Below are 25,983 nucleotides of genomic sequence, written 5' to 3'. Positions count from 1 at the left end.
TGCGTCTTGGTAGCTCAGTGGAGATGAACTCACGCTATCGACCAGTTGAAATGGTCGAAAGACACTTTTCCACGGCGCGAGGTCGTGAACAGAATCTCGTCGAGAACAATATCTTTGAGTTCCACCATCGCCAATGAATTAACAGGTGGGGAGAAGGTGTTGAATGCATAGGCTTTGTTTTCACGTCGCAGTTCCATTCGAATCGGCTCGTCGAAGGTAATTCGATTGGCCGCTTTGTCGATCCTGTCCTGTTCTGCGTCGGCTGCGGTGTATTCAGGATGCGTTGCCCAGTAGAAGGAAAGATTGTTAACCCGGGTCGCCTTGCCGCTCTGGTCCTTGAACTGGATACGTACCTCGGAGTGGTCGCCAATGACCAGCGCCGTATCGTTGTTGGTTCTGACCAGTCCGCTTGGCAATGTTCCGGCGGTATTCGGACGGGAAACCAGCGTCACGATCAAACCGCACGACGGATCGTTGTAGATTTCATTAATGTTGAACAGCTTGGGTACGGCGTTCTCGAAATTTTCTACGTGAACCTGGCCGACTAAGTGCATGATCCTTCTCCTGAAGTTATCAGTGGTACTTAACTTTCCGTATGCATGCATGTGTTGCGTGAATATGTTCTCGCCAGCTCCGCAACCCGTCTACTGACAAAAATGTCAGGTCCTCCCCTGTTTCATCCGCCCACGCTGGCGGCCCCGCTGGCCCTGACGTATTCTTCGAGCCACTCTTTTCCGGGGATAATTTCCCCGTTTCCTGCCTTTGATCCGGAGTTCGACGAATGTCTGCTGGTTGGCTGCGCGGCTGCGCGCTGGTGTTTATCGGGTTGTTCAGCGCGGGGGCGATGGCGGCGGCCAAGGCCCCGACGGCCATCGTGGTCGGCGGTGGACTGGCGGGGCTTACCGCGGCCTATGAGCTGCAGAACAAGGGCTGGCAGGTGACCTTGCTGGAAGCCAAGCCGGGCATCGGCGGGCGCTCGGGCCTGGCGACCAGCGAGTGGATCGGCAATACCAAGGCCCAGCCGGTGCTCAACCACTATCTGGATAGCTTCAAGCTCACCACCCTGCCGGCGCCGGAATTCGTGCGGACCCCGAGCTACCTGATCGACGGCGAGTACTTCAGCGCCGCCGACCTGGCGACCAAGCAGCCGGCCACCGCCGAGGCGCTGAAACGCTACGAGAAGACCCTCGACGACCTGGCCGCATCCATCAGCGACCCGGAAAACCCGGCGGCCAACAGCACCCTGTTCGCCCTCGACCAGATGAACGTCTCCGCCTGGCTGGACAAGCTGCAACTGCCCGCGACCGCGCGACAACTGGTCAACCAGCAGATCCGTACCCGCTACGACGAGCCTTCGCGGTTGTCGCTGCTGTATTTCGCCCAGCAGAGCCGCGTCTACCGCGGCGTCAACGACCGCGACCTGCGTGCCGCCCGTCTGCCAGGCGGCAGCCCGGTCCTGGCCCAGGCGTTCGTCAAGCAACTGAAGACCATCAAGACCAGTTCGCCGGTCACCGCCATCAGCCAGGACAAGGATGGCGTTACGGTCAAGGTCGGCGCCGTCGGTTATCAGGCCGACTATCTCGTGCTGGCGGTGCCGCTGCGCGCGCTGGCCAAGATCCAGCTGACCCCGGGCCTGGACAACCAGCACCTGGCGGCGCTCAAGGGCACCAACTACGGCTGGCGCGACCAGTTGATGCTGAAATTCAAGACGCCGGTCTGGGAAAGCCGCGCGCGCATGTCCGGCGAGATCTACAGCAACGCCGGCCTTGGCATGCTGTGGATCGAACCGGCGCTGAAAGGCGGGGCCAACGTGGTGGTCAACCTGTCCGGCGACAACGCCCGGGTGATGCAGGCGTTCGGTGACAAGCAGATGGTCGACCAAGTGCTGATCCGCCTGCACGCCTTCTATCCACAGGCGCGCGGGGCGTTCAGCGGCTATGAGATCCGTCGCTACAGCACCGATGCCGGGACGGGTGGCTCCTACCTCGCCTTCGGGCCAGGGCAGATCAGCAAATACTGGCGCCTGTGGGAGAAACCGGTGCAGCGCATCGCCTTTGCCGGCGAGCACACCGACGCCCTGTACCCGGGCACCCTGGAAGGCGCGCTGCGCAGCGGCCAGCGCGCGGCGGGCCAGGTGCAGGACCTGGCGGCAGGCAAGTCGTTCGATGCCAAGCCGGTAGTGGCTGCCGCTGCGGCGGGCGCTGGCGTGGCTGCGGCAAGCAAGGGCAAGGAAGAGAAGGGCGGTTTCTTCTCGCGGCTATTTGGTGGCGGGGACGAGAAGCCAGCGGCTGAAACGGCCAAGGCCGCCGAGACGACCGTAGCTCCCGCTCCTGCTCCGGCAGCACCTGCCCCGGCTGCTCCAGTCGCTCCGGCTCCGGTGGTGAAGGAAGAACCGGCCAAGGTCGCTCCGGCTGCCAAACCGGCACCGGCCAAGGCTGCTCCGGTGAAGAAGGCCGAGAGCAAGCCGGCTCCGGCGAAGAAACCCGCTGCCACTCATGCGCCGGCCAAAAAGACTGAAGCGAAAGCAGCGCCGGCCAAGAAACCGGTGGCTGACAGCCAGGCCAAGGCGAGTTAAAGAAACACGACGCGGACCCTGTGGGAGCGGGTTCACCCGCGATTGCGATGGTGAGCCCACTACCGCAATCGCGGGTGAACCCGCTCCCACAGGGTCCGCGTATGTTTCAGCTGTCGCATTCCCCCCAAACCCCGTCTACAGTCTTCCCCCCGGCCTTAATGTTTCCTTAACGCCCTTTGCCCAGACTAAGCATCTATTTTTCCGATAGTTAACAGCGAAATTTTCCGCTTCATATCGATAAATAACCGGTTAGTCTTGGCAGCAATTCTTACGGGGATTCCGGCAAATGCAGCTTCGCAATTCATCTTCTCGCTATGGTCTGGTCAGCATGTTCCTGCATTGGGGCATTGCGCTGGCGGTGTTCGGGCTGTTCGGCCTGGGGCTCTGGATGGTCGGCCTGGATTACTACAGCAGCTGGCGCCACACCGCGCCGGAGCTGCACAAGGGCATCGGCCTGACCGTGCTGGCGCTGATGCTGCTGCGGGTGCTCTGGCGCTTCGTCAGCCCGCCGCCACCGGCTCCGGCCAGCCACGGCGCGCTGACCCGCGTCGCCGCCAAGGCCGGGCATCTGCTGCTGTATGTCGGGTTGTTCGCTGTCTTGATCGCCGGTTACCTGATCTCCACCGCCGATGGCGCGGGGATTCCGGTATTCGGCCTGTTCGAGGTGCCAGCACTGGTTTCCGGCCTGCCCGATCAGGCCGATATCGCTGGCGTGGTTCACCTCTATCTGGCCTGGGGACTGGTGGTATTCGCCGTCCTGCACGGGCTGGCCGCTGTCAAACACCATGTTATCGACCGTGATGCGACCCTGACGCGCATGCTGGGCCGCAAGGCTTGATGTTCAACCTCAACTCAAAGGAATCGAAAGTATGTTGAAAAAGACTTTTGCCGCTCTGGCACTGGGTACCGCTCTGCTCTCGGCTGGTCAGGCCATGGCCGCCGACTACAAGATCGACAAGGAAGGCCAGCACGCTTTCGTCGACTGGAAGATCAGCCACCTGGGCTACAGCTTCATCCACGGTACCTTCAAGGACTTCGACGGCTCCTTCTCCTGGGATGCCGCCAAGCCTGAAGCGAGCAAGATCAGCGTCGACCTGAAGACCGCCAGCGTGTGGTCCAACCACGCCGAGCGTGACAAGCACATCGCCAGCGCCGACTTCCTCGACGTGAAGAAATACCCGGACGCCAAGTTCGTTTCCACCGCGGTGAAATCCACCGGCGAGAAAACCGCTGACGTCACCGGCGACCTGACCCTGCACGGCGTGACCAAGCCGGTCACCTTCAAGGCCACCTTCAACGGTGAAGGCAAGGATCCATGGGGCGGCGAGCGTGCCGGCTTCAATGCCACCACCACCCTGAACCTGAACGATTTCGGCATCAAGGGCCCAGGCCCGACTTCCCAGACCCTGGACCTGGATATCTCGCTGGAAGGCGTCAAGCAGAAGTAATTTCTGCCTCGCCAACAAAAACGCCGCCCTCAGGGGCGGCGTTTTTGTTTGGGGTTCTGCTGTGTTCCTGAGGGCCTCATCGCTGGCTTGCCAGCGATGAGGCCAGGACAGGCAATAAAAAACTCAGCGATTGCGGGTCAGCAGCGCCGGTTTTTCACCCCGAGGACGGCTTGGCAGTTGCTCCAGCTGTTCCATGGACGGGAAGCGATCGATCTTCGATTCCTTGTGCATGATCTTCGGCTGGTTCTGCTGCGGCTGGCCCTCACGCGGGCTGCGCACTGCCGGCTCCTGCCGGTCGTCGCGGGCCGGGCGGCGGTTGCGGTTGTTGCTGCCGCCATCGCGACGCGCCTGGCCATCACGACCGCCGGCACCGCCACCATTGCGCGAACCACCACGCTTCTCGCCATTGGCACCGCCACCGCCATTGCTGCGCGGCTGACCACCACGAGCCTGGCCGCCACCGTTGCCGGCACCGCCCTGACCGCCCGGACGACGATTGCGGCCCTGGCCGCCCTTGTTCTGGTACGGGCTGACGTAGTCGGCGCGGTTGCCGAAGTTGTCCACGTCGTCGTCCAGGAACTCTTCCGGATCACGATCGGCTGGAACGACCGGCGCGCCTTGCGCGGCGTTCTGCTGCTGGCGCGGCTTGCGGTCCCGTTGCTTGCGCGGTTCCTGGCGGCCACCGGCAGCCTTCTCCGCAGGTTTGTCTGCGGACTGCCGGGCGTCCTTGTTGCTGTCTTTCTCTTTGCCCTTGTCCTTGCCCTTGTCCTTGCGGCCACCGGCATTGCTGCCGTCGGCACGCTGGCCACGGCGCGGGTTGTTCTGCGGACGCGGTTCGCGCACTTCCGGCTTCTCGGCCTCGACCGCGGCGAAGTCGAAGCCCATCAGGTCGCCATCCGGGATCTTCTGGCGAGTGACACGTTCGATGCTCTTGAGCAGTTTCTCCTCGTCCGGCGCAACCAGCGAGATGGCCTCGCCGGAGCGGCCCGCACGACCGGTACGGCCGATACGGTGGACGTAGTCTTCCTCGACGTTGGGCAGTTCGAAGTTGACCACGTGAGGCAACTGGTCGATATCCAGGCCGCGGGCGGCGATATCGGTGGCGACCATGATCCGCACGGCGCCCGACTTGAAGTCGGCCAGGGCCTTGGTGCGAGCGTTCTGGCTCTTGTTGCCGTGGATCGCGGCAGCGGTCAGGCCGTGCTTTTCCAGGTATTCGGCCAGGCGGTTGGCGCCGTGCTTGGTGCGGGTGAAGACCAGCACCTGTTCCCACGCGCCGGCGGTGATCAGGTGCGCCAGCAGGGCGCGCTTGTGGCTGGCCGGCAGGCGGAACACGCGCTGTTCGATACGCTCGACCGTGGTGTTCGGCGGCGTGACTTCGATGCGTTCCGGGTTATGCAGCAGCTTGTCGGCAAGGTCGGTGATGTCCTTGGAGAAGGTCGCCGAGAACAGCAGGTTCTGGCGCTTGGCCGGGAGGCGGGCGAGGACCTTCTTCACATCGTGGATGAAACCCATGTCGAGCATGCGGTCGGCTTCGTCCAGGACCAGGATCTCGACATGGCTGAGATCGACGCTGCCCTGGCCGGCCAGGTCGAGCAGGCGACCCGGGCAGGCGACGAGGACATCGACGCCGCGAGCCATGGCTTGCACCTGCGGATTCATGCCGACGCCACCGAAGATGCAGGCGCTGACGAATTTCAGGTCGCGGGCGTAGATCTTGAAGCTGTCGTGGACCTGGGCGGCGAGTTCGCGGGTTGGCGTCAGGACCAGTACCCGTGGCTGGCGCGGGCCATGGCGCTGGGACTTGTCCGGATGACCACCGGGGAACAGGCGCTCCAGGATCGGCAGGGCGAAGCCGCCGGTTTTACCAGTACCTGTCTGTGCCGCGACCATCAGGTCGCGACCTTGCAACACGGCGGGAATGGCCCGCTGTTGCACCGGAGTAGGCTGGGTGTAGCCCGCCGCCTCGATAGCGCGGACTAGAGCCTCGGAGAGACCGAGGGATGCAAAGGACATGAGAAATCCTGTTCTAGTGGGGGCTGTGCCCTGATGGAGAAATCTTGCCTGGCGCGAAGGGCATCGAGGGCGATGCTGTCGCGTCCGGTCCTGCTGGTCTGCCTGTGCATCCGGGGGTCGGGATGCGTTCTACAGGGCCGGCGTCCGGGCGTAAGCCTGGCGGAAAGGCCCGAGTATAACAGAGCAATCAGGGAGTGCTGCGTTCCTGCTGCTCAACGGTTTCTGTATTTGCGGTTATTACATGACCATAGCGCGCCTGCAGTTCGGCATAGGCCGGTTCTTGCTTGAAGCGCCGCAACTCGGCGGCGAAGCGCTGGGCCAGTAGGTCCATGCCGGCGTTGCGACGCACCGCCAGGTACTGTTTCTGCCGGCTGACTACCAGCGGCAGCTCGCTGATCCGGTCCTGCAGGCCCAGTTGCGCGAGCATGTAGCGCCCGACACGGCGGTCGGTGATCAGCAGGTCGATGCGGCCGCGCAGCAGCTTGCCGAAGTTGGCTTCCTGGGTCGGTGCCGCTTCGCGGCGAAACAGCGGCGACTGCAGGAATTCGGCGCCATAGTCGTAGCCGGCGGAGGTGCCGACGGTCAGGTCCTGGAGATCGTCCAGCGAGGTGACGGCGTGTGGCCGGTCATTGGCCTGGAACAGCACGAACTCGACGACCGACAGCGGCTCGCTGGGATAGTACAACTGGCTGCGGCGCAGTTCATTCTGGAAAATGTCGATCACGCCGTCGGCCAGGCCCTGGTCGACCATCAGCATGCAGCGCTTCCATGGCATGAACTCCCAGCGCACATCCACGCCCAGGCGCCGGAATACCTCGGCGGTAACTTCGTAGTCGATGCCCTTGGTCTCGCCGTTTTCCTCGTAGACGTAGGGCGCCCAGGGGTCGGTGACGATGCGCAACTGCTCGGCACGGGCCAGCAGGCTCATGCAGCTCAACAGCAGGGCGGTCAGCAGGCGGACGAATCTGGGCATAGGTGGGCGGATCGGTGGGGCGAAAAGAAGGCGATGGTGCCATAACGCAGGGGCACCATCGCCATCTGGATCAACGCGGCAGCTTGAGGTTGTTCCAGATCGCCAGGCTCGGTTCGGCCTGGTTCAGGGTGTAGAAGTGCAGGCCCGGTGCGCCGCCTTGCAGCAGTTGCTCGCACATCTGGGTGATGACCTCTTCGCCGAAGGCCTGGATGCTTTTGACGTCGTCGCCGTAGGCTTCCAGTTGCTTGCGGATCCAGCGCGGGATCTCGGCGCCGCAGGCGTCGGAGAAGCGCGCCAGCTTGCTGTAGTTGGTGATCGGCATGATGCCCGGTACCACGGGAATCTTCACTCCCAGCTTCTGCACGCGCTCGACGAAGTAGAAGTAGCTCTCGGCGTTGAAGAAGTACTGGGTGATGGCGCTGTCGGCACCGGCCTTGGCCTTGCGCACGAAGTTCGCCAGATCGTCCTCGAAGTTGCGGGCCTGCGGGTGCATTTCCGGATAGGCAGCAATTTCGATATGGAACTGGTCGGCGGTTTCCTCGCGGATGAACTCCACCAGCTCGTTGGCGTAGCGCAATTCACCGCTGGCCATGCCCATGCCGGACGGCAGGTCGCCACGCAGGGCGACGATGCGCTTGATCCCGGCTGCCTTGTACTGGGCCAGCAGGGCGCGCAGTTCTGCCTTGCTGTCGCCGACGCAGGACAGGTGCGGGGCGGCAGGGACCTTCACTTCGCTTTCCAGTTGCAGCACGGTGTTCAGGGTGCGGTCGCGGGTCGAACCGCCGGCCCCATAGGTGCAGGAGAAGAAGTCCGGGTTGTAGCTGGCCAGCGTACGAGCGGTGGCGAGCAGTTTTTCATGTCCAGCGTCGGTCTTGGTCGGGAAGAACTCGAAGCTGTAACGGCGTTCCTGAGTCATTTGAGGTTCCTTTCAGCCGCAAGCCTCAAGCGGCAGGCGGCAAGAACAAGGCAGGAGCGGCGCGAACCGCTTCTGCCTGACCTTGCTGCCTGCCGCTTGCAGCTGCTGTTAGTAGCGGTAGGCGTGAGGCTTGAACGGACCTTCGACGGCCACGCCGATGTACTCGGCCTGTTTCGGGGTCAGCTGGGTGATCACGCCGCCGAAGCCGCGCACCATTTCCAGGGCCACTTCTTCGTCGAGTTTCTTCGGCAGTACTTCGACGGTCAGGCGCTCGGCTTTCTTCTCTGCGCTCAGGTCGGCGAACTTCTGCGCGAACAGGAAGATCTGTGCCAGCACCTGGTTGGCGAAGGAACCGTCCATGATCCGGCTCGGGTGACCGGTGGCGTTGCCCAGGTTCACCAGGCGGCCTTCAGCCAGCAGGATCAGGTAGTCGTCGTTCTGCGGATCGAAGTCACCGTGACCGGTACGGTGGATCTTGTGGACCTGCGGCTTGACCTCTTCCCATGCCCAGTTCTTGCGCATGAAGGCAGTGTCGATCTCGTTGTCGAAGTGACCGATGTTGCAGACCACGGCGCGCTTCTTCAGCGCCTTGAGCATGTTGGCATCGCAGACGTTGACGTTGCCGGTGGTGGTCACGATCAGGTCGATCTTGCCCAGCAGGGCGGCGTCGATGCTGGCTTCGGTGCCGTCGTTGATACCGTTCTTGAACGGCGAGACCACTTCGAAACCGTCCATGCAGGCCTGCATGGCGCAGATCGGGTCGACTTCGGTGACCTTGACGATCATGCCTTCCTGACGCAGCGACTGGGCCGAGCCCTTGCCCACGTCGCCGTAGCCGATCACCAGGGCCTGCTTGCCGGACAGCAAGTGGTCGGTGCCGCGCTTGATGGCGTCGTTCAGGCTATGACGGCAGCCGTACTTGTTGTCGTTCTTGCTCTTGGTGACCGAGTCGTTGACGTTGATCGCCGGGACCTTCAGCTCGCCCTTGGCCAGCATGTCCAGCAGGCGGTGCACGCCGGTGGTGGTCTCTTCGGTGATGCCGTGGATCCGGTCCAGCATCACCGGGTATTTCTTGTGCAGGATCTCGGTCAGGTCGCCGCCGTCGTCGAGGATCATGTTGGCGTCCCATGGCTGACCGTCCTTGAGGATGGTCTGCTCGATGCACCACTCGTACTCCTGCTCGGTTTCACCTTTCCAGGCGAATACCGGGATACCGGCGGCGGCGATGGCGGCAGCGGCCTGGTCCTGGGTGGAGAAGATGTTGCAGGACGACCAGCGCACTTCGGCACCCAGGGCAACCAGGGTTTCGATCAGCACGGCGGTCTGGATGGTCATGTGGATGCAGCCGAGGATTTTCGCGCCCTTGAGCGGTTGCTCTTCCTGGTACTTGCGGCGCAGGCCCATCAGCGCGGGCATTTCCGATTCGGCGATGATGACTTCGCGACGGCCCCAGGCCGCCAGGGAAATGTCGGCGACCTTGTAATCGTTAAAACCTGCAGGCGTGTTTACAGCGCTCATCGAGAGCCTCCATTCGTAGTGTGCGAATGGGCGCCGTTGTGCGTTGAGAGTCCGCAAGGCTGCCTGCGGACAACGCCCCGACCGAGCCTGACAGGAGCGAACCTGCTGCAGCGCCCCTCGGTCGGGTGGCGGGAGCGACGACCGCAGAGGATCGCCACCGGATAAAACGCGGGGATTATAGCCGGGGTTTCGTGTCGGCCCAAGGACAAAAGCGGCGCGTGCGACCGGTGACGGACAATTGGCCTACAAAGGTCATGGCCAAGCGGCAGGCAAATGGGTCTAGGATGTAGGGGAGGGGCCGCCAAGGCCCATTCTTGACATGCCAGGCCGTTTTAGGAGCACGCATGAATTTCCACACCCGCAAGTGGGTAAAACCCGAAGACCTCAACCCCAACGGCACCCTGTTCGGCGGCAGCCTGCTGCGCTGGATCGACGAAGAGGCGGCGATCTACGCGATCGTCCAGCTGGGTAACCAGCGCGTGGTGACCAAGTACATATCCGAGATCAATTTCGTCAGTGCCTCGCGCCAGGGTGACATCATCGAGCTGGGCATCACCGCCACCGAGTTCGGGCGCACTTCCATCACCTTGAAGTGCGAGGTGCGCAACAAGATCACCCGCAAGGCGATCCTGACCGTGGACAAGATGGTTTTCGTCAACCTGGGCGAGGACGGCTTGCCAGCGCCCCATGGGCGGACCGAGATCAAGTACATCCAGGACCAGTTTCCGGACAGCGCCGTCGAGTGACCGACGTGAGGGCCTCATCGCTGGCAAGCCAGCTCCCACAGGGTCCGCGGCGCCGCTGAACCCTGTGGGGCTGACCAGCGATAGCGGTCTATTCAGGATGCAGGCTGCTCGCTGACACCCTTCACGACCCGGCCCACCGTCAACCCCTGCACCAGGATCGACGACAGCACCACGATATAGGTGATCGACAGCAACAGGTCCCGTTCCTCGCCCACCGGCAGCGACAGGGCCAGGGCCACCGACACGCCTCCGCGCAGGCCGCCCCAGGTCAGGACGCGGATGGTGCCTTTCGGCACGCTGCGCCAGCGCCGCAGCAGGACGATGGCCGGCGCGACGGTCAGCAAACGCGAAGCCAGTACCGCCACGGCCAGCACGCCGCCCGCCGCCAGGTGCAGCCAGTTGAACGGCAGGAGCAACAGCTCCAGGCCGATCAGGGCGAACAGCAGGGCGTTGAGCATGTCGTCGATCAGCTCCCAGAAACCGTCCATGTAGCGACGGGTCATGTCGTTCATCGCCAGGTTGCGCCCCAGGTTGCCGATGATCAGGCCGGCCACGACCATGGCGATCGGCGCCGACACGTGCAGCTCGTAGCACATCGCCGAGCCACCGATGACCAGGGCCAGGGTCAGCATCACTTCCACCTGGTACTGCTCGATGCTCTTGATCATGCGGTAGGTGGCGTAGCCGATGACTGCGCCGAAGATCACCCCGCCGACCGCCTCGCGGGCGAACAGGACGGCGGTGTCGGAGACGCTCGGGGTTTCGCCGAGCTGGATGATGCCCAGCAATACGGTGAACACCACCACCGCCGTGCCGTCGTTGAACAGCGACTCGCCGACGATGGTGGTTTTCAAGGGTTTCGAGGCATTGGCGGTACGCAGCGCACCGAGCACCGCGATCGGGTCGGTCGGCGAAATCAGCGCGCCGAACAGCAGGCAGTAGATCAGGCTGACGTTCCAGCCGAACATTGCGAAGACCCAGTGGGCCAGGTAGCCGATCACCACGGTGGCGATCAGCACGCCGAGGGTGGCCAGCAAGCCGATCGGCCAGCGGTAGCTGCGCAGGTCGGCGAGGTTGACGTGCAGGGCGCCGGCGAACAGCAGGAACGACAGCATCCAGTGCATCAGCAGGTCATTGAAATCGATCTGGTTCATCAGGCCTTCGACCCGCTCTTCCAGGCCGGGGAAGCCGATCAGGCTCAGGCCCTGGAGGATCAGGGAGAACAGCAGGGCGGTGACCATCACGCCGATGGCCGGCGGCAGGCCGATGAAGCGGTAGTTCACATAGGTAAGGAGGGTGGTGAGGCAGATAAACGCGGCAACTAATTCGAGCATCCTGATTCCTGTAACAGCTTCCGATATCGGTGCCCGTTTGCATCGGGCACAAGGTTTGATGGCTTTTTGATCGCCTCAAGACACAGTTTTTTTCAATGCCGCGATTGACAACGTGCTGGCTGTTTTGTTGCGGCTGGTTGAAACTCCGCAGTCCGATGAATGGACCCGGTCCGTGAAAGGCGAAGGAATCGAGACGTGGTAGCGACTTCCCTGGTGCTCGTCGCGGCACTGCTGCATGCAACCTGGAATACCCTGGTCAAGTTCAGTGGCGAGCGTCTGCTGGTGATCGCCAGCATGGACAGCGTGGCACTGGTGTTTGCCCTGCTCATGGTGGGTTTCGTCCAGCCACCGCCGCTGGACATCTGGCCGTGGTTGCTGGCCTCGGCGTTGTGCGAACTGATCTATCGCTTTCTGCTGATCCAGGCCTACCGGGTGGGTGATCTCGGTTTGGTCTACCCCTTGATGCGCGGGCTGTCGCCCCTGGTGGTGCTGGCCTTGACCCTGCTCTTCGGCGGCGAAGACCTCAGCAACCGGCAGGTCATCGGCATCCTCCTGATTCCCTGTGGCATGGCCTGCCTGCTCTGGCGCGGAGGCGGCGGCGAGCGCCTGCCATGGAGCATGTTGCCGGTGGTGGCACTGATCGGCCTGTGCATCGGCAGCTACACCTGGCTCGACGGCCAGGCCATCCGCCGCTGGGCGCAGCCACTGGATTACCTGGTGTGGTTGACGCTGGCCTCTTCCCTGCCGTTCCCGCTGATTGCCGGCGTCGCCCGGCGCGCGCCGTTCGTGCAGTTCTGGCGCACTCAATGGAAGCTGGGGCTGGCGGTCGGGGTCTGCGTATTGCTCAGCTACGCTCTGGTGCTGTGGGCCATGCATCTGGGCTCGGTGGCGGAGGCGGCGGCATTGCGCGAGATCAGCGTGATCCTCGTGGTGCTGATGGGCATGCGCTACCTCAAAGAACCTTTTGGCGGGCCCAGGCTCTTAGCCTGTGCGCTGGTGCTGGTCGGCATGCTGGTGATGAAGCTCTGAGCGCACTTTTTTCGATTCTGACAAGGACCTGAACCATGACCGTCGCTTTCTGGTGCGTACTGATCGCCCTGATGCTGCCTTACGTCTGTACCAGCATCGCCAAGTTCAGCAGTGGCTTCAATCTGCGCCACAACCATGATCCACGGACTTTCCTCTCCGGGCTGGAAGGGCTGCCCGCACGCGCCAACGCGGCGCAGATGAACAGTTTCGAGGTGCTGCCGGCGTTCATCGCCGCAGTGCTGATCGCCGATATCGTCGGCAATGCCGAACAGGTGACCCAGGACGTGCTGGCGGTGTTGTTCATCACCAGCCGGTTGCTCTACATCATTTGCTATCTGGCGGACTGGGCGGCGCTGCGCTCGCTGGTGTGGTTCGTGGGGATTGGCCTGATTGCGGGGGTCTTTATCGCTTCGGTCTGACTTGAGGGCCTCATCGCCGGCAACGCCGGCTTCCACAAGGTCCCGCGGTGTACGCGATACCTGTGGGAGCCGGCGTTGCCGGCGATGAGGGCCTTAAGAACAACTTCTTACTTGGCTTCGGTCTGAGGAACAGCAGGCAACGCCGCACCCTTCGGCCACAGCAACCAGATCTGCCCCGCCTGTTTCATATCCCCGGCCAGCTTGCCCGCCGCTTCACCCGTACCCCAGAACAGGTCCGCCCGGACCTCCCCGGTAATCGCTCCGCCGGTATCCTGCGCCGCTACGGGGCGCACCACCGGGCTGCCATCCGGACGGGTGGTGGACAGCCATAGCAGGCTGCCCAAGGGAATCACCTTGCGATCGATCGCCACGCTGTAGCCCGCAGTCAGCGGCACGTTGAGCGAACCACGCGGCCCTTCGTTGCTGTCCGGGCGGGTGCCGAAGAATACATAGCTCGGATTGCTCGCCAGCAGTTCCGGAACCCGCGCCGGATTGGCCTGGGCCCAGGCATGGATGGCGCCCATGGTGACTTCTTCCTTTTTCAATTGGCCTTGTTCCACCAGCCAGCGCCCGATTGGCCGGTACGGATGTCCGTTCTGGTCGGCGTAGCCAAGGCGCAGTTGACGGCCATCCTCCAGTTGAACCCGGCCCGAGCCCTGGATCTGCAGGAATTGCAGGTCCATCGGGTCGGTCAACCAGGCCACCACCGGTGCCTTGGCGCCCTGGCGCTGGATCACTTCGGCGGTGTCGTAGGGCTTGAGTACGCGTCCTTCGAGGCGGCCGCGCAGGCGCTTGCCTTTCAGTTCCGGGTAGACGCTGTCCAGATCCACTACCACCAGGTCCTCGGGGATGCCGTAGACCGGCACATGGGCCTGCTCGGTCCGGCTGGTGCTGCCCGGATAGACAGGTTCGTAGTAACCGGTGATCAGGCCGGTCGCGTTGTTTTCGGCGTTGCGCAGGCTGTAGACCTCAAGCCGTGCGCCGAGGAATTCGCCGATCAGCCGGGCATCGGCCGGTACGCTCGCAGCGGCGCCGCAGGTCTCGGCCCAGACCGCATCGCGCTTGAGACGCTCGCAGGCGCTGCGCCAGGCCTCGAAGCCGGCCACCAGGTCGCTGTCGCTGACGGTCGGCAGGTCTTTCCAGGTGGCATGGGTATAGGTGGCGATTGGATGCGGCCTGGACTTTTCCGGGGCGCCGCCGTTGCAGCCGGCGAGCAGGGCGCAAAGGGAGAGGGTCCAGCCGAGGCGGCGCAAGGGCAGTTTCATGCAGTATTTCCTTGGTGGTTGCCGCGCTGATGGCGGTTTGCGAACAACCATGGTTTTGTTAGGGGTATTGGTCTTTGCCGGTCAGGCGAGGATACTGGCCGCCTTTTTTCCCGTGAGCCGATGACCATGATGCTCAAACGTTGTTCCGTCGTACTGCTGGCCTGTCTCACCCTGACCGCCTGTGGCGGCGTCGATCCGGACTCGCCGCTGGGCCAGCGCAAGGCCATTTTCAAACAGATGCTCAAGACCAGTGAGGACATGGGGGGCATGCTGCGCGGGCGCCTGGCGTTCGACGGGCAGAAGTTCGCGGACGGGGCAGTCAAGCTCGATGCGTTATCCCACGAGCCTTGGAGACATTTCCCACAGCTCAAGGAGGCGGATGATACCAGCGCTCGGGCAGATGTCTGGGAGAAACAGGCGCGCTTCCAGGCGCTGGCCCGGCAGTTGGAAGAAACAACGGGGGAGTTGGTCGAAGCGACCAGGGCCCAGCCTCTGCAGGCTGCGGCGGTGCAAGGGCCAATGGACAAGGTGGAGGCGGCTTGCAAAGCCTGTCATACGGAATTTCGTAACCATTGATGTTCTTGGGACCGCTTTGCGGTCCTTTCGCCGGCAACGCCGGCTCCACAAGTGAACCCTGTGGGAGCCGGCGTTGCCGGCGATGAGGCCCTTCAGGCCAACCTATTTCTCCAATTCTTCCACCGCCGCCTGCAGCTCCTTGTTCGCCTCGGCCAGCTTGTCCTTGCGCTTGTTGATCTTCTCCGCGTCGCCTTTCTTCATGGCCTTGTCCAGGTCCTTCTTGCGCTGCGCGACTTCATGGCGGGCGTCCAGCACTTTCTGCTCGCGCTCCTTGCGCAGCCCGGCGTCGGTGCAGTTGGCCTGCACTTCGCTCAAGGCGCGTTCCAAGCCAGCCTGCTGTTCGGTATTGCCGTGCAGGCGGGCCTGTTCGATCTGGGTGCTGATGTTCTGCTGTTTGGCGGCGCAGCCGGTCAGGCCCGGCTGTTCCTCGATCGCCAGGGCCGGCGCGGCCAGCACGGCACACAGGGTGAAGAGGGCCAGTGGGGAAATCGGTTTCATTAATAGCTCCGTGGTCGGGCAAGCAGAAAGTGAGATGCTGCCCTGATCGACGGGATTTAGAAACCCTGGATCGCTTCATCGCCCAGATTGGCTGCCAGATGCCTGACCTGCGGATGCTGGAAAAACGCCACCAGTTGCGCGGCCCGATTCGGCCCCACGCCTGCTTCCCGTTGCCATTGCAGCGCATCCCGCGCGGTCAGTTGCGCCCATGACTCACCCAGGTCCAGCGCGCGGGGCGCGGGTACGCCCAAGGCGCGTATCCACTGCTGGAAGGGCCTCTCGCGACCTTGCTGGAAGGTGCGATGCAACTGCTCGCTGCGGCGCCCGGCGATGCCGTCGATACGGCGCAGGTCTTCCGGCTGCAGCGTGATCCAGTCCGCCAGGCTGTTCAATTGCCCGGCTTCCATCAGTTTGCGCCAGGTCCCGGGACCGACGCCTGCCAGGTTCAGGCCACGCTTGCCGGCCAGCCATTGCAGGCGTTCGAGGAACTGCTCTTCACACCCCGTCGTTGGCTGCCAGCAGCTCAGGGCATGGTGCTCGCCGTCCTTCGGTGGTTGCGCCGGGGCGAGGCGCGGGCCGCGTTGTGCGACGTGATCGACCTGCGGAATCGTCAGCCCTGCCAGGCTCAGGACGATCTGGTCTCCCGCCTGGATATCCAGCTCTTTCCAGCGCTGCAGCGAACCGGTACTGACCTGGCGGACCAGGCGATCATCCAGGCGCACCGGTTCCAGTTGGAGCACCGGCGTGATACGCCCGGTCCTTCCTATGCGGAACTCCACCGCGCGAACCTCGGCCAGTGCCTGGGCGAAAGGGTATTTCCACGCTGCGCTCCAGTGCGACGAGCCCGCTTGCCAGCGTGCACCCGGCGGCTGCCGGCGCTGCTGCAGGACCACACCGTCACTGGCGAAGGGCAGCGGCGAGCGATACCAGTGCTGGCGCCAGCGTGCGGCTTCGTCGAGGTCTTTTACCGGCTGGCTGAAGCGCTCGCTGTTGGGCAGGCCGAAGCTGGCGAGCAGGGCGAAGCGTTGGCGCGGATCCTGCGGGCCGTTGGGCCAGGCCCAGATGAACAGGTCGAGCCCGGCAGCGTCTTCGCTGCTGATGTGCTGCCGGGCCATCAGCCCGGCGACCCGGCTGCGTAGGTTGAGGCTGCCGGCCCGGGCCTGGATATGTCCGTCCACGCGCCAGAACAGTTCGCCTTGCAGCGTCAGGTCGCGTGGGCTGGCCAGTTCGCGCAGGCCGGCGGGCAGCGCCGGGATATGCCGGCTCCAGTCATGCCCGTGGATGCCGTCGCCGCGGCTGATGATCTGCAGCAGCCGGCCCCGACGATAGACCAGGGTGACCGCTACACCATCCACCTTGGGCTGGATCCACAGGTCTTCACGGCCTTTGAGCCAGGCGCTGACCGCCTGTTCATCGGCGAGCTTGTCGAGCCCGGTGTGCGGCACCGGGTGACGCAGCGGCCCGGTAGCGGAGGCCAGCGGGTTGCCCGGCGTCACCCCGCTTCCCGGGAAACATGCGCGCAGGCGTTGCAGGCGCGCCGCGTATTGATCGTAGATTTCGTCGCTGACCTTCGATTCGCCAGCGCCATGGTAGGCGGCATCCCATTCGCTGATGCGCGCCTGCAACTGGTCGATACGCGAGGCGGCGATGCTCTCCGACCAGTCGGGACAGTGGCCGGCGAATACGAAAGGGCTGAAGCACAACAGCAGCAGGGCAGTGATTCTTGACATGCGGAGCGTCCTTGCTCTTCGGAAAGGTCACGCCAGCCTAGGAAGCCCGGTGCTAGATGGCCCGCCCGGTTTTGTCAGCCCTTGTTTCGCAGAAAGCAAAAAGCCCCGGCCAGAGCACTGGCCGGGGCTTTCCTGAAGCGATTACCGGGTATTACAGGCCGGCGGCGGCGCGCAGCGCGTCAACGCGGTCGGTACGTTCCCAGGTGAAGGTGGTGAAGGTGTCGTCGCCGACGGTCTTCTGCTGCGGAGTGCGGCCGAAGTGACCGTAGGCCGCGGTTTCCTGGTACATCGGGTGGAGCAGGTCGAGCATGGTGGTGATGGCGTAAGGACGCAGGTCGAAGCACTCGCGCACCAGCTGGACGATCTTCTCGTCGGAGATCTTGCCGGTGCCGAAGGTGTTCAGCGAGATCGAGGTCGGCTGGGCCACGCCGATGGCGTAGGAGACCTGGATTTCGCAACGCTCGGCCAGGCCGGCGGCGACGATGTTCTTGGCAACGTAGCGACCGGCGTAGGCCGCCGAACGGTCAACCTTGGACGGGTCCTTGCCGGAGAATGCGCCGCCACCGTGACGGGCCATGCCGCCGTAGCTGTCGACGATGATCTTGCGCCCGGTCAGGCCGCAGTCGCCCACCGGGCCGCCGATGATGAACTGGCCGGTCGGGTTGATGTGGAACTGGGTGCCCTTGTGCAGCAGTTCTGCCGGCAGGGTGTGCTTGACGATCAGCTCCATCACCGCTTCCTGCAGGTCTTTCTGCGAGACTTCGGGATTGTGCTGGGTGGACAGCACCACCGCGTCGATGCCCACGACCTTGCCGCCTTCGTAGCGGCAGGTGACCTGGGACTTGGCATCCGGACGCAGCCACGGCAGCAGGCCGGACTTGCGCGCTTCGGCCTGGCGCTCGACCAGGCGGTGGGAGAAGCAGATCGGCGCCGGCATCAGCACGTCGGTTTCGTTGCTGGCGTAGCCGAACATCAGGCCCTGGTCGCCGGCGCCCTGGTCTTCCGGCTTGCTGCGGTCGACGCCCTGGGCGATGTCCACGGACTGCTTGCCGATGATGTTCATGACTGCGCAGGTGGCGCCGTCGAAGCCGACGTCGGAGCTGTTGTAGCCGATGTCGGTGATGACGTTGCGGACGATGTCTTCCAGATCGACCCATGCCGAGGTGGTGACTTCGCCGGCGATGATTGCGACACCGGTCTTCACCAGGGTTTCGCAGGCTACGCGGGCGTATTTGTCTTGCGCGATGATGGCGTCCAGCACCGCGTCCGAAATCTGGTCGGCGATTTTGTCCGGATGCCCTTCAGATACGGACTCGGAGGTGAAAAGGGAGTATTCGCTCATCTCGACGGGTTCCTGAATTTACTGATGGTGAGTGTTGCCAGCCGGTCGCTGGAAATGGCGGACCTGGAGCTGGAAACCATTACGTAGGCCTACATAGAGGCTGTCTCCGGGAACCAGTCCCGCAGCGCACGCCCAACGAAGCAGGTCGTCCTGTTCAAAGCCCAGCCAGAGGTCGCCGCAGGCTTCGCGGGCCCACCCCTGGTCGTGGCTGCACAACTCGGTAAGCAACAGGCTGCCGCCTGGTTTGACGCGTTCGGCCAGTTGCCCGAGGGCGGCGGCCGGATCGCTGAAGTGGTGCAGGACCATGTTCAGCACGACGCAATCGGCCTGGCCTTCGGTATTGCCAAGGGCATCGGCCAATTGCAGGTTTACATTAGCCAGGCGCTCGCGCTGGCACACCTGGCGCGCCAGTTCGAGCATGGTCGGGCTGTTGTCCAGCGCGGTGACCCGGGCGAAGCGCCGGGCCAGCTCGGGCAGGAATTCGCCGTCGCCCGGGCCGACTTCCAGGGCCGTGGCGCCAGGTTCGAAGCTCAGTTTATCGAGCAGGGCCAGGAGGCTTTCCCGGTACTGGGCCAGGCCGGCGATCAGGTCCTGCTGGGCGCGGAATTTCTCTTCGACGCGCAGGAAGAAGTCCTGGCGGGTGGCCGCGCGGCGCTGCTGGACCTGGTGGATCCGCGCCTGCATCTCGCCGGACAGCGGCAGGCCGTCGACTTCCTCGAGCAGCGCGGCGTGCAGCTTGCCGCCGAGGCCGAGGCTGTCGGGCAGGGCGCGGCGGTAGAAGATCGCGTTGCCTTCGCGGCGAGTCGCCACCAGTTCGGCCTGGGCCAGCACCTTCAAATGGTGGCTCATGCCTGACTGGCCGATGGCGAAGATCTGTGCCAGCTCCAGCACGCCGAAGGAATCGTTGGCCAGGGCGCGCAACACGTTCAGGCGCAGGGAGTCGCCGCCGGCCTTGCACAGGGCGGCCAGGCGTTCGCTTTGCTGCTGATCGGGAACGGTTACGGGGCTATTCATAGGGGCGGCAGTCTAGTCAGGGCCAGCGGGCGTCGCAAGTTCAATATCAAAAAGTTTTGATATTGCGCGATGAGCGGAGGGAAAAGCCCCGGCCGGGCCGCTGTTTTCGGCTGTTTCGTCGGTCAAACCAGGGAATCGGCCGTCGATCGCAGGAAAATCGTTCCACTTCGACCATCCGTGATTGCCCCGGAAGGTATGCCTGGGCGAAAATAGCCGCCTTTTTTCCGTCAGTTCCTTTTCAAGTTCCAGGAGACAAGCGATGCCGAGCCGTCGTGAGCGTGCCAACGCCATTCGTGCACTGAGCATGGATGCCGTGCAAAAAGCCAACAGCGGCCACCCCGGTGCCCCCATGGGCATGGCGGATATCGCCGAGGTGCTGTGGCGTGATTTTCTGAAGCACAACCCGGCCAACCCGTCCTTCGCCGACCGCGACCGTTTCGTCCTGTCCAACGGCCACGGCTCGATGCTGATCTATTCGCTGTTGCACCTGACCGGCTACGACCTGTCGATCGACGATCTGAAAGGCTTCCGCCAGTTGCACAGCCGCACCCCGGGGCACCCGGAGTTCGGTTACACCCCGGGCGTCGAGACCACCACCGGCCCGCTGGGCCAGGGCCTGGCCAACGCCGTCGGCTTCGCCATCGCGGAAAAGGTCCTGGGTGCCCAGTTCAACCGTGAAGGCCACAAGGTCGTCGACCACAACACCTATGTGTTCCTCGGCGATGGTTGCATGATGGAAGGCATTTCCCATGAAGTCGCTTCCCTGGCCGGTACCCTGGGCCTGGGCAAGCTGATTGCCTTCTACGACGACAACGGCATCTCCATCGACGGCGAAGTCGAAGGCTGGTTCACCGATGACACGCCGAAGCGTTTCGAAGCCTACAACTGGCAGGTGATCCGCAACGTCAACGGCCATGATGCCGACGAGATCAAGACCGCCATCGAGACCGCCCGCAAGAGCGAGCAGCCGACCCTGATCTGCTGCAAGACCATCATCGGCTTCGGCTCGCCGAACAAGCAGGGCAAGGAAGACTGCCACGGCGCACCGCTGGGCAACGACGAAATCGCCCTGGCCCGCAAGGAACTGAACTGGAACTACGGTCCATTCGAAATCCCGGCCGACATCTACGCCGAATGGAACGCCCGCGAAGCTGGTGCCAAGGCCGAAGCCGAGTGGAACCAGCGTTTCGACGCCTACGCCGCGGCCTTCCCTGAGCTGGCCAGCGAGCTCAAGCGTCGCCTGAACGGCGACCTGCCTGCCGACTTCGCCGAGAAGGCCGCTGCCTACATCGCCGAAGTCGCGGCCAAGGGCGAGACCATCGCCAGCCGCAAGGCCAGCCAGAACACCCTGAACGCCTTCGGCCCGCTGCTGCCTGAACTGCTGGGCGGCTCCGCCGACCTGGCCGGTTCCAACCTGACCCTGTGGAAAGGCTGCAAGGGCGTCAGCGCCGAGGACGCCAACGGCAACTACATGTTCTACGGCGTGCGCGAGTTCGGCATGACCGCGATCATGAACGGCGTCGCCCTGCACGGCGGCCTGGTTCCGTACGGCGCGACCTTCCTGATGTTCATGGAATACGCCCGTAATGCGGTACGCATGTCGGCCCTGATGAAGCAGCGCGTCATTCATGTCTACACCCACGACTCCATTGGCCTTGGCGAGGACGGTCCGACCCACCAGCCGGTCGAGCAGCTGAGCAGCCTGCGCGGCACGCCGAACCTGGACACCTGGCGTCCGGCCGACGCCGTCGAATCGGCGGTGTCCTGGAAGCATGCCCTGGAGCGCAAGGACGGTCCTTCGGCGCTGGTCTTCTCGCGTCAGAACCTGCAGCACCAGGACCGCGACGCCCAGCAGATCGCCGATATCGCCCGTGGTGGCTACGTCCTCAAGGACTGCGCCGGCGAGCCCGAGCTGATCCTGATCGCCACCGGTTCCGAAGTGGGCCTGGCCGTCCAGGCGTTCGACAAGCTGAGCGAGCAGGGCCGCAAGGTCCGCGTCGTGTCGATGCCGAGCACCAGCGTGTTCGATGCCCAGGACGCCGCCTACAAGCAATCGGTTCTGCCGGTGCAGGTGGGTGCGCGTATCGCCATCGAGGCCGCCCATGCCGACTTCTGGTACAAGTACGTCGGCCTGGAAGGTCGCATCATCGGCATGACCACCTACGGTGAATCGGCTCCGGCCGGCGCACTGTTCGAGGAGTTCGGCTTCACCCTGGAAAACATCCTGGGCACTGCCGAAGAGCTGCTGGAAGACTGATGTAATACATCCGCGGGCGCTGTCGCTCGCAATCGCGGGCAAGCCCGCTCCCGCAGTGGCCGCAAACCCTGTGGGAGCGGGCTTGCCCGCGATTGAGGCGACGCCAGTCCTGCGGCTTGCGCCGCTAATCCGTTCCGTGAGCCCCCAATGCCCCAACCGCGTCCCTACAGAGTTGCACTCAATGGTTATGGCCGTATCGGCCGTTGCGTCTTGCGCGCACTCGTCGAGCGCGGGGCGAAGGCGGGCTTCGAGATCGTCGCGCTGAACGATCTGGCCGACCAGGCCAGCCTCGAATACCTGACGCGCTTCGACTCCACCCATGGCCGCTTCCCCGGCGAGGTGAGGGTCGATGGCGACTGTCTGCATATCAATGGCGACTGCGTGAAGGTCCTGCGCAGTGCCACTCCCGAGGGCATCGACTGGGCGGCGCTCGACGTCGACCTGGTGCTGGAATGCTCCGGGGCCTACAACACCCGTGCCGATGGCCAGCGCTTCCTAGACGCCGGCGCGCCGCGGGTACTGTTCTCGCAACCCATGGCCAGCGAAGCCGATGTCGACGCCACGGTGGTCTACGGCATCAACCAGGATTGCCTGGATGGCAGCGAGACCCTGGTTTCCAACGCGTCCTGCACCACCAACTGCGGCGTGCCGCTGCTGCGGGTGCTGGACCAGGCGTTCGGCATCGACTACGTGTCGATCACCACCATCCACTCGGCGATGAACGACCAACCGGTGATCGACGCCTATCACCACGAGGACCTGCGCCGCACCCGTTCGGCCTTCCAGTCGGTGATTCCGGTGTCCACCGGTCTTGCCCGCGGCATCGAGCGCCTGCTTCCGGAACTTGTCGGGCGAATTCAGGCCAAAGCCGTGCGTGTACCGACGGTGAACGTGTCATGCCTGGACATCACCCTGCAGACCAGGCGCGATACCACGGCTGCCGAGGTCAACCAGGCGCTTCGCGAAGCCGCCCTGGACGGGCCGCTGCGGGGGCTCCTGGCCTACACCGAGCTGCCCCACGCCAGTTGCGATTTCAACCATGACCCGCATTCGGCCATCGTCGATGCCAGTCAGACCCGTGTTTCCGGCCCCCGTCTGGTGAACCTGCTGGCCTGGTTCGACAACGAATGGGGGTTCGCCAACCGTATGCTCGACGTTGCCGATCATTTTCTGCGCGTCGTGGACAACCGCCAACGCACCACCAGCAAACAGCCCTGAAGGACTGCATTCATGACCGTTTTGAAGATGACCGACCTCGACCTGCAAGGTAAGCGCGTACTGATCCGCGAAGACCTCAACGTCCCTGTTAAGGACGGTGTGGTTGCCAGCGACGCGCGCATCCTCGCTTCGCTGCCGACCATCAGGCTGGCCCTGGAGAAGGGCGCGGCGGTGATGATCTGCTCGCACCTGGGCCGTCCGACCGAGGGTGAATTCTCCGCCGAGAACAGCCTGAAGCCGGTCGCCGACTACCTGAGCAAGGCCCTGGGCCGTGAAGTGCCGCTGGTTGCCGACTACCTGGACGGCGTCGAGGTCAAGGCCGGCGACGTCGTGCTGTTCGAGAACGTGCGCTTCAACAAGGGCGAGAAGAAGAACGCCGACGAACTGGCGCAGAAATACGCCGCACTGTGCGACGTATTCGTCATGGACGCCTTCGGCACCGCGCACCGCGCCGAGGGTTCCACCCATGGCGTGGCGAAATTCGCCAAGGTCGCTGCTGCCGGCCCGCTGCTGGCGGCCGAGCTGGACGCCCTGGGCAAGGCCCTGAAGGCCCCGGCCAAGCCGATGGCCGCCATCGTTGCCGGTTCCAAGGTTTCCACCAAGCTGGACGTGCTGAACAGCCTGAGCCAGGTCTGCGACCTGCTGATCGTCGGTGGCGGCATCGCCAACACCTTCCTCGCCGCTGCTGGCCACAAGGTCGGCAAGTCGCTGTACGAAGCCGACCTGGTCGAGACCGCCAAGGCCATCGCCGCCAAGGTCAACGTGCCGCTGCCGGTTGACGTGGTAGTCGCCAAGGCCTTCGCCGAAGACGCCGAAGCCACCGTCAAAGCGGTTGCCGACGTGGCCGACGATGACATGATCCTCGACATCGGCCCGCAGACTGCCGCGCAGTTCGCCGAGCTGCTGAAGTCGTCGAAGACCATCCTGTGGAACGGCCCGGTCGGCGTGTTCGAATTCGACCAGTTCGGCAACGGTACCAAGACCCTGGCCAAGGCCATCGCCGACAGCGCCGCGTTTTCCATCGCCGGCGGTGGCGACACCCTGGCAGCCATCGACAAATATGGCGTGGCCGCTGATATCTCCTACATTTCTACCGGTGGCGGCGCGTTCCTCGAATTCGTCGAGGGCAAGGTCCTGCCGGCCGTGGAAGTGCTGGAACAGCGGGCCAAGGCCTGAGTCGCCGGGGTACTGGCAAAGGGAGCGAACCGATGATCAAGCGACTGTCCCTGATGGTCATGACCGCCGCGCTGGGCGCCTGCTCCAGCGCGCCCGAGTCCGCTTCCGACAAGCCGGCCGCCGTCAAGGGCGGCTGCTACCAGTCCGAATGGCAGGCCGAAACCGTACCGGTGATCAGCAAGCGCGTCGGTCCGGACGGCCTGGAAAAATACGACGAAGAACATCAGCGCCAGGCCAAGGGTTGCCCTTGATCGGCTGAGGTCAACCTGTCGCCTGCTTTGTGGTCTGCTGGAGGAAGGGAATGAAAGGCGTTCTGGCCGTGATGGCCTTGGCGGTACTCGCGGGATGCGCAAGCTTCAGGTCCGATCCCCCGGTGGCCGACAACTGGACCACCTGGATCTGCGACAGCAAGGCCCAGGTGCTTTGGCGTGCAGTGGGCGACGATATGGACGTACGCCTTGGCGGCGGCGACCAGGTCTACCGGCTCAAGCCCGAGCCGGCGGCTTCCGGGGCGCTGTACAGCGACGGCGTGCTGGCCTTCCACACCAAGGGCGACGAGGGCCTGGTGTACTGGGTCGCAACCGACGATTTGATAGGGCGGGGCTGCAAGGCACCGTGACTGGCCGGGCCGGCCTTGCGTGCCGGCCCACACTACTTGAACAGCAACCGCCGCTGCGGCAGGCTTGCACGAAATAACGACGCTTGTCGGGAGAGAGATACACAATGGCACTCATTAGCATGCGCCAGATGCTGGACCACGCCGCCGAATTCGGTTACGGCGTTCCGGCTTTCAACGTCAACAACCTCGAGCAGATGCGCGCCATCATGGAAGCGGCCGACAAGACCGACTCCCCGGTGATCGTCCAGGCTTCGGCCGGTGCCCGCAAATACGCCGGCGCGCCGTTCCTGCGCCACCTGATCCTGGCCGCCATCGAAGAATTCCCGCACATCCCGGTGTGCATGCACCAGGACCACGGCACCAGCCCTGACGTGTGCCAGCGTTCGATCCAGCTGGGCTTCAGCTCGGTGATGATGGACGGCTCGCTGCGTGAAGACGGCAAGACCCCGTCCGACTACGAATACAACGTCCGCGTAACCCAGCAGACCGTGGCTTTCGCCCACGCCTGCGGCGTTTCCGTGGAAGGTGAGCTGGGTTGCCTGGGCAGCCTGGAAACCGGCCAGGCCGGTGAAGAAGACGGCGTCGGCGCCGAAGGCATCCTGGATCACAGCCAGATGCTGACCGACCCTGAAGAGGCTGCCGACTTCGTCAAGAAAACCCAGGTCGACGCCCTGGCCATCGCCATCGGCACCAGCCACGGTGCCTACAAGTTCACCAAGCCGCCGACCGGCGACATCCTGGCGATCGATCGCATCAAGGCGATCCACCAGCGCATCCCGAACACCCACCTGGTCATGCACGGCTCGTCCTCGGTGCCACAGGACTGGCTGGCGATCATCAACGAGTTCGGTGGCGACATCAAGGAAACCTACGGCGTACCGGTCGAGGAAATCGTCGAAGGCATCAAGCACGGCGTGCGCAAGGTCAACATCGACACCGACCTGCGCCTGGCCTCCACGGGTGCGATCCGTCGCTTCCTGGAGCAGAACAAGTCCGAGTTCGACCCGCGTAAATACTTCGCCAAGACCGTCGAAGCCATGCGTGACATCTGCATCGCGCGTTATGAGGCCTTCGGCACCGCGGGCAACGCTTCGAAGATCAAACCGGTCTCGCTGGACGAAATGTACCTGCGCTACGCCAAGGGCGAACTGGCCGCCAAGGTCAACTGAGTTCGGCTTGCGTGATGAAAAGGGACTGCCTGTGCAGTCCCTTTTTTATCGCCTGCGAAAACGCTCAGAACCGCAGCTCCCACAGGGATCGAGGCGGCAGTCATATTACTTCTGGACAGACCGTTAGTCGGCGAACGATCTATTG

At 63.8% G+C, this 25,983-nt stretch carries 24 protein-coding genes and 1 riboswitch; of the genes, 13 read left to right on the top strand and 11 right to left on the bottom strand.

The genetic code is table 11. The features are described 5' to 3' along the window. Positions 1-29: 29 nt before the first annotated feature. Complete coding sequence (locus ACPFMA_RS26580) at positions 30-554, bottom strand: hypothetical protein (RefSeq protein ID WP_425929220.1); 525 nt, start codon at positions 552-554, stop codon at positions 30-32. 227 nt (positions 555-781) lie between these two features. Here ACPFMA_RS26580 and ACPFMA_RS26575 point away from each other — a divergent pair, with 227 nt between their 5' ends. The 3 genes from ACPFMA_RS26575 to ACPFMA_RS26565 all read left to right on the top strand — a co-directional run bounded on the left by ACPFMA_RS26575 (position 782) and on the right by ACPFMA_RS26565 (position 4,023). Beyond that, positions 782-2,575: a flavin monoamine oxidase family protein gene (locus ACPFMA_RS26575; protein WP_420058887.1), complete on the top strand. Its 1,794-nt coding sequence runs from the start codon at positions 782-784 to the stop codon at positions 2,573-2,575. Between the two features lie 286 nt (positions 2,576-2,861). Then, positions 2,862-3,413, top strand: coding sequence for a cytochrome b (locus ACPFMA_RS26570; RefSeq protein WP_064302587.1), 552 nt, complete (start codon positions 2,862-2,864; stop codon positions 3,411-3,413). 31 nt (positions 3,414-3,444) lie between these two features. Continuing rightward, complete coding sequence (locus ACPFMA_RS26565; RefSeq protein WP_064302586.1) at positions 3,445-4,023, top strand: YceI family protein; 579 nt, start codon at positions 3,445-3,447, stop codon at positions 4,021-4,023. Positions 4,024-4,146: 123 nt separating this feature from the next. Here ACPFMA_RS26565 and ACPFMA_RS26560 read toward each other — a convergent pair whose 3' ends face one another. From ACPFMA_RS26560 to ahcY, 4 genes are all read right to left on the bottom strand, one after another. Then, entirely contained in the window at positions 4,147-6,039 is a 1,893-nt protein-coding gene (locus ACPFMA_RS26560) for a DEAD/DEAH box helicase (RefSeq protein WP_064302585.1), read from the bottom strand. A 187-nt stretch (positions 6,040-6,226) separates the two neighbouring features. Further along, complete coding sequence (locus ACPFMA_RS26555) at positions 6,227-7,012, bottom strand: substrate-binding periplasmic protein (RefSeq protein ID WP_420058888.1); 786 nt, start codon at positions 7,010-7,012, stop codon at positions 6,227-6,229. A 70-nt stretch (positions 7,013-7,082) separates the two neighbouring features. Further along, the gene (gene metF, locus ACPFMA_RS26550) at positions 7,083-7,928 is read right to left on the bottom strand and encodes a methylenetetrahydrofolate reductase [NAD(P)H] (protein ID WP_064302583.1); all 846 of its coding nucleotides are present in this window, start codon (positions 7,926-7,928) and stop codon (positions 7,083-7,085) included. Positions 7,929-8,036: 108 nt separating this feature from the next. Then, positions 8,037-9,446, bottom strand: a complete 1,410-nt coding sequence (gene ahcY, locus ACPFMA_RS26545; protein ID WP_425929216.1) for an adenosylhomocysteinase — start codon at positions 9,444-9,446, stop codon at positions 8,037-8,039. 21 nt (positions 9,447-9,467) lie between these two features. After that, positions 9,468-9,571, bottom strand: a riboswitch (S-adenosyl-L-homocysteine riboswitch). A gap of 219 nt (positions 9,572-9,790) precedes the next feature. On the opposite strand from ahcY, the gene ACPFMA_RS26540 reads away from it, so the two are divergent. Next, positions 9,791-10,192, top strand: a complete 402-nt coding sequence (locus ACPFMA_RS26540) for an acyl-CoA thioesterase (RefSeq protein ID WP_009399312.1) — start codon at positions 9,791-9,793, stop codon at positions 10,190-10,192. A 92-nt stretch (positions 10,193-10,284) separates the two neighbouring features. Here ACPFMA_RS26540 and ACPFMA_RS26535 read toward each other — a convergent pair whose 3' ends face one another. Next, positions 10,285-11,526, bottom strand: a complete 1,242-nt coding sequence (locus tag ACPFMA_RS26535; RefSeq protein ID WP_425929214.1) for a cation:proton antiporter — start codon at positions 11,524-11,526, stop codon at positions 10,285-10,287. 195 nt (positions 11,527-11,721) lie between these two features. On the opposite strand from ACPFMA_RS26535, the gene ACPFMA_RS26530 reads away from it, so the two are divergent. Further along, positions 11,722-12,555 carry an EamA family transporter gene (locus ACPFMA_RS26530; RefSeq protein ID WP_279896660.1) on the top strand — a complete coding sequence of 278 codons (834 nt, stop codon included), beginning with the start codon at positions 11,722-11,724 and terminating at the stop codon, positions 12,553-12,555. Positions 12,556-12,590: 35 nt separating this feature from the next. After that, the gene (locus ACPFMA_RS26525; protein WP_425929211.1) at positions 12,591-12,974 is read left to right on the top strand and encodes an MAPEG family protein; all 384 of its coding nucleotides are present in this window, start codon (positions 12,591-12,593) and stop codon (positions 12,972-12,974) included. A 107-nt stretch (positions 12,975-13,081) separates the two neighbouring features. On the opposite strand, the gene mltA is transcribed toward ACPFMA_RS26525, so the two are convergent. Beyond that, positions 13,082-14,239: a murein transglycosylase A gene (gene mltA, locus ACPFMA_RS26520; RefSeq protein WP_425929209.1), complete on the bottom strand. Its 1,158-nt coding sequence runs from the start codon at positions 14,237-14,239 to the stop codon at positions 13,082-13,084. 126 nt (positions 14,240-14,365) lie between these two features. On the opposite strand from mltA, the gene ACPFMA_RS26515 reads away from it, so the two are divergent. Further along, positions 14,366-14,815: a c-type cytochrome gene (locus tag ACPFMA_RS26515; protein WP_425929207.1), complete on the top strand. Its 450-nt coding sequence runs from the start codon at positions 14,366-14,368 to the stop codon at positions 14,813-14,815. Between the two features lie 102 nt (positions 14,816-14,917). Here the strand turns inward: ACPFMA_RS26515 and ACPFMA_RS26510 are convergent, their stop codons facing one another. The 4 genes from ACPFMA_RS26510 to ACPFMA_RS26495 all read right to left on the bottom strand — a co-directional run bounded on the left by ACPFMA_RS26510 (position 14,918) and on the right by ACPFMA_RS26495 (position 19,399). Then, positions 14,918-15,313, bottom strand: a complete 396-nt coding sequence (locus ACPFMA_RS26510; protein ID WP_009399324.1) for a DUF1090 domain-containing protein — start codon at positions 15,311-15,313, stop codon at positions 14,918-14,920. A 56-nt stretch (positions 15,314-15,369) separates the two neighbouring features. Further along, positions 15,370-17,043, bottom strand: a complete 1,674-nt coding sequence (gene ligB / locus ACPFMA_RS26505) for an NAD-dependent DNA ligase LigB (RefSeq protein ID WP_425929205.1) — start codon at positions 17,041-17,043, stop codon at positions 15,370-15,372. Positions 17,044-17,194: 151 nt separating this feature from the next. Further along, positions 17,195-18,385, bottom strand: a complete 1,191-nt coding sequence (metK, locus tag ACPFMA_RS26500) for a methionine adenosyltransferase (RefSeq protein WP_009399333.1) — start codon at positions 18,383-18,385, stop codon at positions 17,195-17,197. An 18-nt stretch (positions 18,386-18,403) separates the two neighbouring features. After that, positions 18,404-19,399 carry an ArsR/SmtB family transcription factor gene (locus tag ACPFMA_RS26495; RefSeq protein WP_009399335.1) on the bottom strand — a complete coding sequence of 332 codons (996 nt, stop codon included), beginning with the start codon at positions 19,397-19,399 and terminating at the stop codon, positions 18,404-18,406. 259 nt (positions 19,400-19,658) lie between these two features. On the opposite strand from ACPFMA_RS26495, the gene tkt reads away from it, so the two are divergent. The 6 genes from tkt (at position 19,659) to fba (ending at position 25,838) form a co-directional block, all read left to right on the top strand. Further along, the gene (gene tkt, locus ACPFMA_RS26490; protein WP_064304397.1) at positions 19,659-21,656 is read left to right on the top strand and encodes a transketolase; all 1,998 of its coding nucleotides are present in this window, start codon (positions 19,659-19,661) and stop codon (positions 21,654-21,656) included. 147 nt (positions 21,657-21,803) lie between these two features. Next, positions 21,804-22,874, top strand: a complete 1,071-nt coding sequence (gene epd, locus ACPFMA_RS26485) for an erythrose-4-phosphate dehydrogenase (protein WP_009399337.1) — start codon at positions 21,804-21,806, stop codon at positions 22,872-22,874. Positions 22,875-22,886: 12 nt separating this feature from the next. Next, complete coding sequence (locus tag ACPFMA_RS26480) at positions 22,887-24,050, top strand: phosphoglycerate kinase (RefSeq protein WP_420058891.1); 1,164 nt, start codon at positions 22,887-22,889, stop codon at positions 24,048-24,050. A gap of 32 nt (positions 24,051-24,082) precedes the next feature. Continuing rightward, positions 24,083-24,301 (top strand): hypothetical protein, encoded by a 219-nt coding sequence (locus ACPFMA_RS26475; protein ID WP_009399340.1) that lies wholly within the window; start codon positions 24,083-24,085, stop codon positions 24,299-24,301. A gap of 50 nt (positions 24,302-24,351) precedes the next feature. Next, complete coding sequence (locus tag ACPFMA_RS26470) at positions 24,352-24,669, top strand: MliC family protein (protein ID WP_064304399.1); 318 nt, start codon at positions 24,352-24,354, stop codon at positions 24,667-24,669. Between the two features lie 104 nt (positions 24,670-24,773). Further along, on the top strand, positions 24,774-25,838 hold the full coding sequence (fba, locus tag ACPFMA_RS26465) for a class II fructose-bisphosphate aldolase (RefSeq protein WP_009399343.1): 1,065 nt from the start codon (positions 24,774-24,776) through the stop codon (positions 25,836-25,838). Positions 25,839-25,983: the final 145 nt, after the last annotated feature.

Source organism: Pseudomonas sp. NyZ201 (assembly GCF_049860765.1).
GTDB classification, from domain to species: domain Bacteria; phylum Pseudomonadota; class Gammaproteobacteria; order Pseudomonadales; family Pseudomonadaceae; genus Aquipseudomonas; species Aquipseudomonas bharatica.
The sequence above is the reverse complement of the archived record's forward strand: the minus strand, read 5'-3'. Positions and strand labels throughout refer to the sequence as shown.

Bases quoted from the DNA above. Each gene is read 5' to 3' on its own strand.
- epd (WP_009399337.1), top strand. From the start codon at position 21,804: ATGCCCCAACCGCGTCCCTACAGAGTTGCACTCAATGGTTATGGCCGT.
- ACPFMA_RS26510 (WP_009399324.1), bottom strand. From the start codon at position 15,313: ATGAAACCGATTTCCCCACTGGCCCTCTTCACCCTGTGTGCCGTGCTG.
- ahcY (WP_425929216.1), bottom strand. From the start codon at position 9,446: ATGAGCGCTGTAAACACGCCTGCAGGTTTTAACGATTACAAGGTCGCC.
- ACPFMA_RS26525 (WP_425929211.1), top strand. From the start codon at position 12,591: ATGACCGTCGCTTTCTGGTGCGTACTGATCGCCCTGATGCTGCCTTAC.
- ACPFMA_RS26495 (WP_009399335.1), bottom strand. From the start codon at position 19,399: ATGAATAGCCCCGTAACCGTTCCCGATCAGCAGCAAAGCGAACGCCTG.
- ACPFMA_RS26540 (WP_009399312.1), top strand. From the start codon at position 9,791: ATGAATTTCCACACCCGCAAGTGGGTAAAACCCGAAGACCTCAACCCC.
- ACPFMA_RS26475 (WP_009399340.1), top strand. From the start codon at position 24,083: ATGATCAAGCGACTGTCCCTGATGGTCATGACCGCCGCGCTGGGCGCC.
- ACPFMA_RS26535 (WP_425929214.1), bottom strand. From the start codon at position 11,526: ATGCTCGAATTAGTTGCCGCGTTTATCTGCCTCACCACCCTCCTTACC.
- mltA (WP_425929209.1), bottom strand. From the start codon at position 14,239: ATGAAACTGCCCTTGCGCCGCCTCGGCTGGACCCTCTCCCTTTGCGCC.
- ligB (WP_425929205.1), bottom strand. From the start codon at position 17,043: ATGTCAAGAATCACTGCCCTGCTGCTGTTGTGCTTCAGCCCTTTCGTA.
- ACPFMA_RS26580 (WP_425929220.1), bottom strand. From the start codon at position 554: ATGCACTTAGTCGGCCAGGTTCACGTAGAAAATTTCGAGAACGCCGTA.
- tkt (WP_064304397.1), top strand. From the start codon at position 19,659: ATGCCGAGCCGTCGTGAGCGTGCCAACGCCATTCGTGCACTGAGCATG.
- metF (WP_064302583.1), bottom strand. From the start codon at position 7,928: ATGACTCAGGAACGCCGTTACAGCTTCGAGTTCTTCCCGACCAAGACC.
- ACPFMA_RS26575 (WP_420058887.1), top strand. From the start codon at position 782: ATGTCTGCTGGTTGGCTGCGCGGCTGCGCGCTGGTGTTTATCGGGTTG.
- metK (WP_009399333.1), bottom strand. From the start codon at position 18,385: ATGAGCGAATACTCCCTTTTCACCTCCGAGTCCGTATCTGAAGGGCAT.
- ACPFMA_RS26470 (WP_064304399.1), top strand. From the start codon at position 24,352: ATGAAAGGCGTTCTGGCCGTGATGGCCTTGGCGGTACTCGCGGGATGC.
- fba (WP_009399343.1), top strand. From the start codon at position 24,774: ATGGCACTCATTAGCATGCGCCAGATGCTGGACCACGCCGCCGAATTC.
- ACPFMA_RS26565 (WP_064302586.1), top strand. From the start codon at position 3,445: ATGTTGAAAAAGACTTTTGCCGCTCTGGCACTGGGTACCGCTCTGCTC.
- ACPFMA_RS26555 (WP_420058888.1), bottom strand. From the start codon at position 7,012: ATGCCCAGATTCGTCCGCCTGCTGACCGCCCTGCTGTTGAGCTGCATG.
- ACPFMA_RS26480 (WP_420058891.1), top strand. From the start codon at position 22,887: ATGACCGTTTTGAAGATGACCGACCTCGACCTGCAAGGTAAGCGCGTA.
- ACPFMA_RS26570 (WP_064302587.1), top strand. From the start codon at position 2,862: ATGCAGCTTCGCAATTCATCTTCTCGCTATGGTCTGGTCAGCATGTTC.
- ACPFMA_RS26560 (WP_064302585.1), bottom strand. From the start codon at position 6,039: ATGTCCTTTGCATCCCTCGGTCTCTCCGAGGCTCTAGTCCGCGCTATC.
- ACPFMA_RS26515 (WP_425929207.1), top strand. From the start codon at position 14,366: ATGATGCTCAAACGTTGTTCCGTCGTACTGCTGGCCTGTCTCACCCTG.